The organism is uncultured Treponema sp. (assembly GCF_945873775.1).
Classification (GTDB): Bacteria; Spirochaetota; Spirochaetia; order Treponematales; family Treponemataceae; genus Treponema_D.
The window spans coordinates 19,000-31,162 of record NZ_CAMCEC010000009.1; the positions used below are offsets into that span (position 1 = coordinate 19,000).

The following is a 12,163-nucleotide window of genomic DNA, read 5'->3' on the forward strand; positions in this document are numbered from 1 at the left end:
CATAAAAACTCGCACGGCTGCCATCAGCTGCCTCTACGGAACTGCTTTCAGTTTATTTCTTGAAAGCCTCAGCAACTGCAACGGCGCAGGCTACTGTGCAGCCGACCATCGGGTTGTTGCCCATTCCCATGAAGCCCATCATCTCGACGTGTGCCGGAACTGATGAGGATCCTGCGAACTGAGCGTCTGAGTGCATGCGGCCCAATGTGTCTGTAAATCCGTAGGAAGCCGGACCTGCTGCCATGTTGTCTGGGTGCAGTGTGCGTCCTGTTCCGCCGCCTGAAGCTACGGAGAAGTAGTTCTTTCCTGCAAGGAGGCGTTCCTTTTTGTATGTTCCTGCGACAGGGTGCTGGAATCTTGTCGGGTTCGTTGAGTTTCCTGTGATTGAGACATCGACATTCTCGTGCCACATGATTGCGACGCCCTCGCGTACATCGTCAGCGCCGTAGCATTTTACGATGAGACGGTCAGGATTGTTTCCGTAAGGAACTTCCTTTACGACTGTAAGAGCCTTGTCAGTTCCGTTTCCGTTGAAGTAGTCGAATTTTGTCTGAACGTAAGTGAATCCGTTGATGCGGCTGATAATCTGAGCAGCGTCCTTTCCAAGACCGTTCAGGATAACGCGGAGCTTGTTCTTGCGGACTTTGTTCGCGTTCGCGGCGATCTTGATTGCGCCTTCAGCTGCCGCGAAAGACTCGTGTCCTGCGAGGAATGCGAAGCACTGTGTCTCCTCGGAAAGAAGACGTGCGCCGAGGTTTCCGTGTCCGAGACCAACCTTGCGGTCATCAGCTACTGAGCCCGGAAGACAGAATGCCTGAAGTCCCTCACCGATTGCGGCGGCGGCTTCGCTTCCTGTCATTCCGCCTGCCTTCTCTCCCTTCTTGAGGGCGATTGCAGAGCCGAGAACATAAGCCCATTTTGCATCTTCAAAGCAGATCTGCTGTGTTGACTGGCAGATTTCATAAGGATCAAAGCCCTTTGACTTGCACAGATCGCGCGCAGCCTGAAGTCCGGTCTCGCCTTCAGCGAATCCGTATTCCTTGAGAGCCTTGTTTACCTGAGGAATGCGACCTTCAAAATCTTCAAATAATGTTGCCATTGTATTCCTCCTTATTCCTTTCTAGGGTCGATGAGCTTGACCATGCCCTGATCTTCTGTAACGCGTCCGTAGTGTGTGCGTGCCTTTTCAATCGCTTCTTTAGGATCTGTTCCGGCTTTGAGAGCGTCCATGAGTTTTCCGAAGTTGATGCAGTTGTAGCCGATAATCTGGTTGTCCTTGTCAACCGCGCAGCTCTCGACGTAGCCTTCTGTCATCTCAAGATAGCGCGGACCTGTCTTGCGTGTCGCGAACATTGTTCCGACCTGTGAGCGGAGGTTCTTTCCGAGATCCTCAAGAGATGCTCCGACTTTAAGACCGTCCTTTGAATATGCGGACTGTGTGCGTCCGTACACAATCTGAAGGAAAAGCTCGCGCATCGCGGTGTTGATAGCGTCGCATACAAGGTCTGTGTTGAGGGCTTCGATGATTGTCTTTCCGATGAGAATTTCAGAAGCCATAGCTGCCGAGTGTGTCATTCCTGAGCATCCGATTGTCTCGACAAGAGCTTCCTCGATGACTCCGTTCTTGACGTTGAGAGTCAGCTTGCAGGCGCCCTGCTGAGGTGCGCACCAGCCGATTCCGTGTGTGAAACCGGAAATATCTTCCTGAGTCTTTGCCTGAACCCATGCGCCTTCCTCAGGGATGGGAGCAGGTCCGTGATAAGCACCTTTTGCCAACGGGCACATGTGCTCCACTTCTGCAGTGTACTTCATACCGTTTACCTCGAGATATGTAGAAATATTAATCCGGCTAAAAATGTAAGCCTGCCGGAATCTTGGCGGAAATTATATCACTTTGAAAACGGAAATTCAATTGCCGGAATATTCATTGCTCATCCATTGCGCGCGTTTTTTTAGGAAGTCAGTCATATAGTCAACCTCACTTTCGTAAGTTTTGCGGTTTTTCCATCCGGGAGCATGAGGCCATTGCCGTCTTCCAAGATTGTGCCATACTGAATCATTTAGCATTACAAACGGCTTTACATTTTTTGACTCGTTTTCAAGCCAGTCGAAAGAGGAAATAAGCTTTTGTTTTGTTTCATTCCATCGTTCTGCGACTTTTTCTGCAAAATATTCATCTTCAAAAAGCCGTTTGTACCATTGGTCTTTGTTTACCCAAAATCCTTCTGGGTCTTGACAGCCGTCGTAGTTTATGTTTCCGCATGAAATATCCATGTCCCAGAGCGGTCCCATGAAAATTTTCTTTGCCTGTGAGTCATAATAAAAATAGCAGGAAGCTTGAAATTTTGCATCGTGGTTTTTGGTAAATTCGTTTATAAGGTACCAGTCAACAAATGAATCTTCGTCAATTACACTTTGCCAGCCTTTTTCCGCGGATTTGAAATCAGGTGAAAAAATCACATCTTCGGCATTTTGAATTATCTGCTCCATTTTCTTGTATTCTGCCTCGGATTTTTGTTCCATTCGTATGCTGATTTTTGTTCCACGTTGTGTGCGGAAATTCCATTCCTTGTTTAGCCTTGAATTTACGGTTGCGAGAAATGAGCCTTCCGGGAGCGAAAGTTTTTCGTGTTCAACTTTTTCTGTAACTTGATAAAGTCCGTTGAATTTTCCATTTATAAAAACTGCGGCGAATCTTGCATCTGGAGTCCATTTCATTCTGTTCCAGACATTTTTTGCAAGAAAATAAGCGTATTCATTTCTGAGCGAAGTTTTGTCCGCAGTATTCGCCATTAAAATCCATTTTTTTGACTGTTTCATTCCAAAAAGCGGAGCGGACTTGTTTAGTTTTAGAAGGTACGGTCTTTTGTAAAGTTCCCTTGTCTGCCATGTTGTGTTTCCGTGTCCGCGGATTTTGCATGAACCTGAAAACTCTTCGGCTTCGTACATTGCCGTTACATAGTTTGTTTTTGAATTTATTTTTTTGCCTGCCATTGTGTCAATGTGCATGACAGAAAGTCCTATTTCTTCGCATTTTTCAGGCGAGATCTGATTTTTTGATGAATTTGAAAACATCATAATCAAAAATAAAGAAAGAATTGCTAGAATTGCCAAGTGCAAAAAAGAGTTTGTTTTTAATTGCATACTTTTTTATAGCATTATTTGCATTTTTCTTCAACTTTTTTGCGGTTTTTACCCCCCCGTACTCTTGACAATGAAGTATAATAGTTGTAATATCAGATTTAGTTACCGTTTATTCGGTAACTAAAGGTTTTACAAGGAGTTTTATGAAAGGAAAATATCGCCACGAGTTCAAATATCTTTCTCCTGAAATCACGCTTTCTGCGATTGAGCAGCGTATGGATGCGATTCTTTTGCGCGACAGGAACACCGGCGAGAAAGGTGAGTACGCAATCAGAAGCATCTATTTCGACGACATCTTCAACACGTGCTATCTTGAAAACGAGAACGGCACTGACCCGCGCGAGAAATTCAGAATCAGAATCTACAACTGTTCGAAAGAGAGAATTTCCCTTGAGTTAAAAAGGAAGGAAAGAGGGATGTGCCTAAAGACTTCCTGCCCGGTTAAGCTTGAGACGCTCGAGGAGATTATGGCAGGGAAAATCCCGGATTTTACGAGCGAGACTCCTTATCTTCTGAAAAAGCTGATTTGCCAGATGCAGTTCCGCGCGCTTCGCCCGGTTGAGATTGTCGCCTACGAGCGTGTTCCTTTCACTTATGACGACGGAAACGTGAGAATCACTTTTGACAGGAATCTGCGCTCTTCAAGCAATATCGGGGACTTTTTCAACGAGGATGCGGCTTTCCGCTCAATTTTTCCGTTCGGGACAAATATGATTGAGGTGAAGTACGACGAGCTTCTGCCGGACTTTATAAACGAGACGCTCCAGACAAGCGCGCTGCAGTGGACTTCGTTCTCGAAATATTATCTGTGCAGGAAGTTTGATATTCAGGGAGTTCGCTGCGGATTTAGAGCATAAGATTCAGCAATTTATTTGGTTATTTTATAGAAAGCAAAAAGTGAGGTTTTTATGGGATTCAAGGATATTTTCAAGAAGTCGTTTATTCAGGGATTCACGAGATACGACGCGACGCCTGAGAACATTATCGTTGTGTTTTTGATTGCGGGATTTTTCGCGCTTTACATTTTCTTTGCTTACAGGCTTTTGACGAGAAGGACTTTTTACTCAAAGTCGTTCAACATTGCGCTTCCGGCTTTGGTTATGATTACGGCGGGCGTTATTCTTACGATTCAGTCGAGCGTTGTGATTTCGCTTGGTATGGTCGGCGCGCTTTCTATCGTGCGTTTCAGGACTGCGATTAAAGACCCGATGGACTTGGTTTTTCTTTTCTGGGCGATTTCAACCGGAATTATCTGCGGAGCGGGGCTTGCCCAGATTTCTTGTGTTCTGGCGTTTATCCTGACTGTCGCTCTTTTTGTGTTTGACCGGATTCCTGTGGCGAAAGCTCCGAAAATCCTTATGGTGAGCGGAAGCGGATACGAGCTTGAAGAGAAAATCATGGCGATTGTAAAAGAATTCTGTAAGTATTACACAGTGAAAAGCCGCGCGCTTTCAAACGGAAAAGTGAATCTCGTTGTTGAAATCCGCTCGAAAGACGATTCCGCGCTCTTGCAGAAAGTTGCGAACACGGAAAATGTCGTCTCTTCGACAATCCTCGCGCACGACGGCGAAGTTACATACTAAATTCACTTTTGTGTTTTTATTGCGCATTTTGACAAGGAAGAGCGGGAAATGAAAATTATTCACGGAATAAGAAGATATTCGTATGTTTTTGGTCTTTCGCTCTTCTTGCTTGCATTTGGAGCTCTTTTTGCATTTCTTATTTCTTCTGACAGAAAAATTACAGTTGCTGAATGCAAAAAGCTAGGTCTTCCGATTCTTGAAATTTCTACGGACAAACTTAAGGAAATAAAAAGCAAGGAAAAATATGTAAAAGCTTCATTCACGCTTGGAAATTCCTCTGAGTATGAAAAGATTTCAGGCGGTTGCAAAATCCGTGGACACGGAAATTCCACTTGGAAAACAACTTTTACACAGAAAAAGCCTTACCTTTTAAAACTTGAAAGTCCCGCAAGTCTTCTTGGAATGAAAGGCGCGCGTAAATGGATTTTGATGGCAAACGCCTGTGACCGCTCAATGCTCCGAAATTACTACGCCGAATATCTTACACACAATGTTTGGAACAGAATGAGGTGGAATCCTGAGTCTCGCTATGTAACGCTTTTTATAAACGGAAAATACCGTGGGCTTTATGGAATAACAGAAAAGGTTGAGGTTGCGGAAAATCGCATTGAGTTTGCAGGCGAAGGCTTCCTTGCTGAAATCGACAGCCACGATGGACGACCGTACAGTTTTTCTACGGATTCAAGGCTACGCTTTAATATCCGCTCGCCAAAGTCAACTTTAGAAAACTACAAGAAATGGGCGGAAAAAATAGAGTCGATTGAAAAACTTCTTTATTCTGATGAATGGAATGGCGCGGACGGCTACAAGAAATATTTTGACATGGACTCGTTCGTTGACTGGTATTTGCTTGCGGAATTCTCCAAAAACTACGATGCGAATTTCTACAACTCTGTCTTTATGAACTATGACTATTCGACGGAGAAGCTTTACATGGGACCTGCATGGGATCACGACATCGGATTTGGGAACACTTCAAAAAGTTCGACTACTCCAGGAAGCTATGGTTCGCTCTTAAGCAACAATGCTTGGATTCAGATGTTCAACTTTTTTGATCCAGTGAAGAATTCATCTGCGGCAAAAGACTATGAAGGATTTTTAATCAACCAAAGCAGCTGGTACAACAGAATGTTTGGTGATGATGAATTTGTTACCCTTGTAAAAAAACGCTGGGCGGAAACAAGAGAGCCGTTAAAGAAATCTATTGAATGGATTCGCAACCAGGGCAGGACTTTGGATGATTCTGCAAAGCTCAACGATTCTGTCTGGCACATAATTGGAAGCGCAAACTGGCCACGTGCGCCGGGCTACCGTTCAAGAAAAAACTACAAGAGTGAAGTTGACTTTCTCGTGGACTGGTGCGAAAAAAGATTTGAATGGCTTGACAGGATTTTTATGGAATAAAAAAATAGACTGCCATTAAACACGGCAGTCTATTGAAAATTAAACTTCTTACTCAAAATTATTTTTCTAAAAACTCTTTCATAAGAGCGACAACTTTTTCCATTGTTTCCTTTCTGTCCAAAGTTACTCTCATTGCGAGTCTGCTTCCTTCTGTCCAAAGTCTTACAAGATAGCCTTTCTGGGCAAGATAGTCTTTCAATGCCTGAACATCTGTGTTTTCGGAGAAATGTATAAATACAAAGTTCGCGGCGGAATCAAAAGCTTTTACACCAGAAATGCTGTTCATTTCATTTATAAAGAAATTGCGGCTTTCTGTAATGTCTTTTAGAAGCCCTTTATAATATTTTTCGTCTCTTAAGGCTGCTACCGCCATTTTGCGGCTTATGTTGTTTACCCTAAATGGATTCACATCAAGCCTGAAAACCTGTTTCGCCATTGGTGCGCAAAGTCCGTAGCCAACACGGATTCCTGCAAGTCCATACAATTTGCTGAAAGTTCTGCTGAATACGACATTTGAATAAGCCGCCAGAAGATGTCTTACATCAAACTTCTGCTCAGAAAAACCAAGATAGGCTTCATCAACAATAACAAGCGAAGAAGGGTTTTCCTTTATTATAGTTTCAAGGTCAGAAGCTGAAATTACCGCTCCAGTCGGATTGTGCGGAGTTGTAATGATGATGATTCTTGGCGAAACAGTGCGGGCTTTTGACATCAACCCTGAAACATCGAATTCATAGGAAGTTTTTCCAGGCACAACATCGTAGTATTCAGCCTTTGCCATTTTTAGCTCAACAATGGATTTGTAGTAATTCCAAGACGGAGCGGAAATAAGAACTGTGTCGCCTTTATTAAGAACAAGCGACATTACAGTTTTTATAACATCAGAAGAACCAGAATGAATCAAAATATGGTCAGTTGAAATTTCCTCGCGTTTGCTGATTTCAACGGCAAGCTCATCTTCGCGTGTAAGGTCATAAAGATATACATCTTCATAAGTCGCATTGTGAAGAACTTCCATTACCTTTGGGCTTGGCTTGAAAAGATTTTCATTTACATGAAGACGGCCTGTAAGCTGTTCTGTAGCGACAACTGAATATGTTTTTGTGTCAGCGTAGTTTGAAAGGTAGTTAAGTCTTGTTGAGGAATTTACAAGTTCTTCTTCCGCAAAAAACTGTTCTATAAAGTCTTTAAAATTCGGGTAGAACTGAAGAATATCTTCTGTTGTGTCAAACTCCTTGCATTCATCATCGCTATAGCCTTTTACCTTGAGCTTAAGGTCATCGATGTGGCGGATCTGGAAATCGTCCCAAAGCATATATTTTACTTCCGGGTCGTAATATTCCTTTACCATGTAGTCAACAAACTTTGCAGAAAAATCCTTGTTGAAGAAGGCTTCTCCGATTGTGTACCAGCATTTTTCTCCGCCTTTTTTTACAGAAGTCATGTATCCTTCTTTGTCTGTGGATTTTACACAATATTCATCAAGGAATTCATCTGTGTATTTGCAGGCGTAGTATGAATCGTAAACATAGTCGCAGTAAACGTTGTGCGCAAACCAGTTGTCGCTGCAGCAAATATAGGAATTCTTTAAGTAATCTTTTGCCGCATAAAGAGATGAAATGTTGTTTTTCTCTTCCCATTCAGTGTTGTCTATAACAATGAGATCCTTGTACTTTTTTGCCATCTCATAGTATTTCTCTTTTAGATAGCCTACAACAAGGATAATCTGCTTTATTCCTGCATCGTGCAGCTGTTTTATCTGGCGTTCAACCATTGTGTCGCCTTTTATTTCAAAAAGTCCTTTTGGAAGATAGTTTGAAAGAGGCATACAACGGCGGCTTCTTCCGGCTGCCATTATAATTGCATTGTCAACTTTGTAAGGGGAGAGCACTTCGTATCCAGAGTCTGTTACTTTTCCAGATTTAAGCCATCCATTTTTTTCACACATAAAAACTGTGTCTTTTGAAAATTGTCCTAATTCTTTTCCTTTATGTGCTGCATAAAGCAAGTCAAATTCTTTTTCTGTCATTTTTTTTCTCCTGTTGAATATCTGTAAATATTAGAGTTTTTCCGCTTCGAGTTCTTTGTCTTTTTTTACCATAAAATCGTAGACTTCTTCGCCTGCGTTTCCCTGATGTTCCCAAGCTTTCGCCTTTGCTTCTGCGCGGAGTTTTTTCAGTTCCTCGGAATCGCTTGCATTCTGGATTACTTGGGCTATGTTTTTGAACTGCTCTTCCTTAAGTTCAATTCCAAAACTGTGGACTGCATTTACCTGCCACGGACTTCTTCCCGGAACATCGTATGCGTCATAAGGGCCTAAATCCATATCTGAATTTACATACATAACGGGCTTGTCGCAAAGGAAAGTGTAGTCGTAAATAATTCCTGAAAAGTCTGAAATCATAATATCAGCTTTTTTCATTGAGTAGATATTTTCGCTGTTATAATCCCAAATCAGATTTTTATTATCTTTGTATTTTTCTGTGAGTTTATCAAGCATTTCTTTTTCAGAAATCTTTGACTGAGGATGAGGACGGATTATGACATTCCAGCCGGTCTGCAAAAGCGGATCCAAGAGTTTTTCTCCATAGCGGCTTAATATTGCGCTCGGTCCCCATGAAGGTGAAAGAAGAACAGTAAATTTGTGGTTTTCTTCAGCTGGAATTTTTTCCATTTTTTCTTTATAGACATCAAGGTATGTACAGCCTACGCTTACAATTTCCTTATGCTTTATGCCTCTATGTTCTTCAAGCCAGCGCACGTCCTTTTCTTTGTACATTCCTGTAACAAGAACAGAATCAAAGTAATCAATTCCAAAAAGACGGTACATTGTGGCATCTCCAGTTGAATGCTCCAAATGCGCATAATGCTTTACATTTTTACTGCGTTTCATCTGGTAAACATCAAGTCCAGGAGTTGTCATAAGAACAATGTCTGCGGAAAGAAGATTCAGCTTTGCAAAGGCTGTGTTTCCTTCTCCGATATATTCGGCTTTTACAAATTTATAATCAGATGAAAAAACTTCATCATTTTTATTGGACGTAAAATAAGTTACTTCTGTCTGATGTTTTTCAAATGCATCAAGAACTGGTTTAAATACGTTCCAATATCTTTTGTCTTCATTATATATTACATATTTATGCGCAGAAGCATCTACAGTCCCTTTTTTTCCAGTAAAAAGAAATTTTAGCTTTAGTACTGCTGCTCTTGCCAGAAAGTATAATGTTGCAGTTGCTCCTATGAGAATGGAAAACAACATGCTTCCTGTGCCAGGATCTATGTACAATAAACTGCTTGTCATTTTTTAGATTCCTCCATTGTTTCCTGCTTCCAGTTTTTTGATTCAAATATGTTATCGCTGACTCTATACCAATCATCAGGTTTTACAGTGAAAATATTTTTGCTTGAAAAATGATGCGGCATATATAGATTGCTTATTGTTACAAGCGCGCCGTCTTCCTTTAATTTGGAATTTACAGGATTTCCTGTAAAAGGATTCACTGCATTTTCAATAATTCCAGACAAAAGAATTGATGGAGAATCTGCGTTTGTCATAAAATCATTATTTGTTTTTAATTCTCCAGATTCATTGAAATCCTTGAACATAAATATAGGATGATATTTTCCTGGTGAAATCTTGCTGAATTTTTCGTCCCATTTATATGGCTTTTCTTTTGATGAGCAGCTGTGGTCAGAGACTATCAAAATCCTTGAGTTGTCATAGACTTCATTTTGCTTTAAATATTCAAGCCATTCTCCAAGCCTGTGCATTACACCTGCCATTGAAGAGTAAGAATTGTCGCCTGCATATTCCGAAGTTCCCCTGTCTGTGATTTTTGCGGAAGGAACATAGTCTGGAGCTTGCAACGCAAATGAAGTATGGCAGGCATTGTTTGTGAAACTTAAAAAATAATTTTCTGTCTTTGAAGAAAAGTCTGTAAGATCTTTCAGGTAATCCATTGCAGCATAGTTTCCAAGATATTTGTTCAAGTCTTCATTCTGCGTGTTTGTTGACCAGTATCTTCCGCCTTCATATATAACATGGCGCAAAATTAACGGAGAAGTTCTAAAGAAACTGTACCAAAGCGTATTTCTTTTAAGAGTGTCGCTTGTGATTGTAAAGTTTCCGACTCCCTGATGATCTTTGTACCATTGCGCAAGATACGCATTTTCTGTTACGAATGATTCAATTTTTGGATAAGGCTTGAAAATAGAAATATCAGGAATCCAGCTGTAGTTTGCCCAGGAAGCATCGCTTGAGGCCGCGGAAAAATTTTCTCCTTGTTCTGTAAAAATCCGCGGAAGCATTAAGATTGCTTCATTGTGTTTTTCAACTAGAGGCTTGTCTGCTCTTTTGTTTATTTCAGCAGGAGTATATTCATAGCCGCCGTGCACTGGAGGCGCGCCAATCAATGTATGCGAGTTAAACGAAACTGTATTTTTGTAAAGAGTGAAGCCGGAAAACTGTTCCTTTAGCTTTGGAGACTCTTCAAGCATCGGCTCTACAAAATTATTTTGCGCTCTGTCAAGGAAAATCAGAATTACATTTTTTCCAGTTTTTGAAAGATGAAAAATCGGCTTTACACTTCCAGAAATTCCGCCTTCCGCAGAAACTCTAAGATATTCTTTATATCCTGCTTTTACTTTTCCAATCTGAATAAAAGAAAGAAGCAATAGGGAAACAAGTGAAAATGTTCCTATTACGCAGACTGGTCTTGCAAGCCTTAATTTTATAACTGCAATACAGGCGAGTGCTATAGCAGCAAGAACTGATAAGTTTATAAGTATGTGGATTGCCGATGACTGCACGATTGGAACTTCTGTAAAAAGCAGCATTCTTGAAAGGTATCCATATTTTTCCTGAAACAAAAATGCGTTTACAATTGCCGCAGAAAACAAGAATAAAAATCCCACGGAAAGAAGTGTCTGGATTCGCTCTTTGAATAAGAAGAAAATCAGTGAAGGCCACAAAAGGCACAGACCTATGCTTTGCCAGAATGTGTTTCTTATAAAGAACATTGGATTAGGGTAGTTGTCTATTCCTGAAAACTCTACAGGTGAAGATGCGATTAAAAGTGTAGGTATTACAAGACCAACTAGAGCTGTGAGACTTGCCGCTGTTACTAAAAATAGAAATGTCCTTTGTTTTTTGTTGTCTCTTAATGAAACAAAAAGCTTGTCAACAGCAAGATTTAAAGCCTTTACAATAACAGGTGAACACAAAATAAGCACGCATAGAAAAATAAAAAATCCTTTTTGCTCAAGATTGAATCTTTTTGTAATCAGCGTGAATATTATTGCTGTTGCAGAACCTATTGCGCAGACAATGTAGAAAGACTTTATAGGATTCTTAAGCTTATAAAATATGTTCTTTACAAGTGAAAAAATGTTGTTCATTGTCCAGTATATAACTAGCCCAGACGGACTGTTGTATAAAAGCACAACGAACAAAAGCGCAAGAAGGTAAACTTGCAATTTGTCTTTTAAAGGAAGTCCTTTTGTATATATTGCTCCTGAAATGCAGTTTATCGCTGTCATCAAAATAGGAAGAATATTTACAGAAAATGAGCCTATAGAAAAAAGCGCATCTGGCTTCCCAAGATCAGCAATAAAAAAAAGATGATGGTTTTGAAGCGCAGGCATGTGGGAAAGGCAAGTATATGCTGCTGTAAAAAATGGAATTTGTATAAGGATTCCGAATGCGGAACGAAGCGACATAATCGGGTGGTAGTGATTCTGTCTATAATAGGTTGAAAGAATCATGTATTGCTCGTCGCCCTTGAATACTTTTTTGATTCTGTCAACTTGAGGCTTCATTTTTGTCTGAATATTGCGTTCTATTTCCTGCCAGTGTTCTGCAACAGCATAAAGCGGAAGTGTAAGAAGGCTTACCGCAAGGCTTACACCTACTAGGGAAAATCCCGTATTTTTCAGGAGCTTGTTGCTAAATGTAAATGCCAGTTCTATAATCTGGGTCAGTGGATAAATTACAACCGTGAAAAAAAATGTGCCCATAGCCTTTTTATTTTACC

Annotated in this window: 9 protein-coding genes; 3 read left to right on the forward strand and 6 right to left on the reverse strand. The window is 41.0% G+C overall.

Translation table 11 applies throughout. From position 1 onward, the window contains the following. Positions 1–52: 52 nt before the first annotated feature. The 3 genes from Q0N70_RS06150 to Q0N70_RS06160 all read right to left on the reverse strand — a co-directional run bounded on the left by Q0N70_RS06150 (position 53) and on the right by Q0N70_RS06160 (position 3,078). Positions 53–1,099 carry a GGGtGRT protein gene (locus tag Q0N70_RS06150; protein WP_294014971.1) on the reverse strand — a complete coding sequence of 349 codons (1,047 nt, stop codon included), beginning with the start codon at positions 1,097–1,099 and terminating at the stop codon, positions 53–55. A gap of 11 nt (positions 1,100–1,110) precedes the next feature. Next, positions 1,111–1,812 (reverse strand): iron-sulfur cluster assembly scaffold protein, encoded by a 702-nt coding sequence (locus Q0N70_RS06155; RefSeq protein ID WP_013701663.1) that lies wholly within the window; start codon positions 1,810–1,812, stop codon positions 1,111–1,113. Positions 1,813–1,908: 96 nt separating this feature from the next. Continuing rightward, on the reverse strand, positions 1,909–3,078 hold the full coding sequence (locus Q0N70_RS06160) for a CotH kinase family protein (protein WP_294014977.1): 1,170 nt from the start codon (positions 3,076–3,078) through the stop codon (positions 1,909–1,911). Positions 3,079–3,287: 209 nt separating this feature from the next. On the opposite strand from Q0N70_RS06160, the gene Q0N70_RS06165 reads away from it, so the two are divergent. From Q0N70_RS06165 to Q0N70_RS06175, 3 genes are read left to right on the forward strand one after another with little or no spacing between them, the layout of a single operon-like run. Next, positions 3,288–4,001, forward strand: a complete 714-nt coding sequence (locus Q0N70_RS06165; protein ID WP_294014979.1) for a polyphosphate polymerase domain-containing protein — start codon at positions 3,288–3,290, stop codon at positions 3,999–4,001. A 51-nt stretch (positions 4,002–4,052) separates the two neighbouring features. Then, entirely contained in the window at positions 4,053–4,727 is a 675-nt protein-coding gene (locus Q0N70_RS06170; protein WP_273467023.1) for a DUF4956 domain-containing protein, read from the forward strand. 48 nt (positions 4,728–4,775) lie between these two features. Beyond that, positions 4,776–6,131, forward strand: coding sequence for a CotH kinase family protein (locus Q0N70_RS06175; RefSeq protein WP_294014983.1), 1,356 nt, complete (start codon positions 4,776–4,778; stop codon positions 6,129–6,131). 58 nt (positions 6,132–6,189) lie between these two features. On the opposite strand, the gene Q0N70_RS06180 is transcribed toward Q0N70_RS06175, so the two are convergent. The 3 genes from Q0N70_RS06180 to Q0N70_RS06190 are packed head-to-tail and all read right to left on the reverse strand — an operon-like array spanning position 6,190 to position 12,146. Then, positions 6,190–8,160, reverse strand: coding sequence for an aminotransferase class I/II-fold pyridoxal phosphate-dependent enzyme (locus Q0N70_RS06180; protein ID WP_294014986.1), 1,971 nt, complete (start codon positions 8,158–8,160; stop codon positions 6,190–6,192). 30 nt (positions 8,161–8,190) lie between these two features. Continuing rightward, positions 8,191–9,432: a CDP-glycerol glycerophosphotransferase family protein gene (locus Q0N70_RS06185; protein ID WP_294014988.1), complete on the reverse strand. Its 1,242-nt coding sequence runs from the start codon at positions 9,430–9,432 to the stop codon at positions 8,191–8,193. Beyond that, positions 9,429–12,146 (reverse strand): YidC/Oxa1 family membrane protein insertase, encoded by a 2,718-nt coding sequence (locus Q0N70_RS06190; protein WP_294014990.1) that lies wholly within the window; start codon positions 12,144–12,146, stop codon positions 9,429–9,431. The genes Q0N70_RS06185 and Q0N70_RS06190 overlap by 4 nt, the downstream gene beginning before the upstream one ends. Between the last annotated feature and the right edge of the window lie 17 nt (positions 12,147–12,163).

Excerpts from the sequence above, each read along its gene's own strand:
- Q0N70_RS06150 (WP_294014971.1), bottom strand. The coding sequence starts at position 1,099 with ATGGCAACATTATTTGAAGATTTTGAAGGTCGCATTCCTCAGGTAAAC.
- Q0N70_RS06155 (WP_013701663.1), bottom strand. The coding sequence starts at position 1,812 with ATGAAGTACACTGCAGAAGTGGAGCACATGTGCCCGTTGGCAAAAGGT.
- Q0N70_RS06160 (WP_294014977.1), bottom strand. The coding sequence starts at position 3,078 with ATGATGTTTTCAAATTCATCAAAAAATCAGATCTCGCCTGAAAAATGC.
- Q0N70_RS06165 (WP_294014979.1), top strand. The coding sequence starts at position 3,288 with ATGAAAGGAAAATATCGCCACGAGTTCAAATATCTTTCTCCTGAAATC.
- Q0N70_RS06170 (WP_273467023.1), top strand. The coding sequence starts at position 4,053 with ATGGGATTCAAGGATATTTTCAAGAAGTCGTTTATTCAGGGATTCACG.
- Q0N70_RS06175 (WP_294014983.1), top strand. The coding sequence starts at position 4,776 with ATGAAAATTATTCACGGAATAAGAAGATATTCGTATGTTTTTGGTCTT.
- Q0N70_RS06180 (WP_294014986.1), bottom strand. The coding sequence starts at position 8,160 with ATGACAGAAAAAGAATTTGACTTGCTTTATGCAGCACATAAAGGAAAA.
- Q0N70_RS06185 (WP_294014988.1), bottom strand. The coding sequence starts at position 9,432 with ATGACAAGCAGTTTATTGTACATAGATCCTGGCACAGGAAGCATGTTG.
- Q0N70_RS06190 (WP_294014990.1), bottom strand. The coding sequence starts at position 12,146 with ATGGGCACATTTTTTTTCACGGTTGTAATTTATCCACTGACCCAGATT.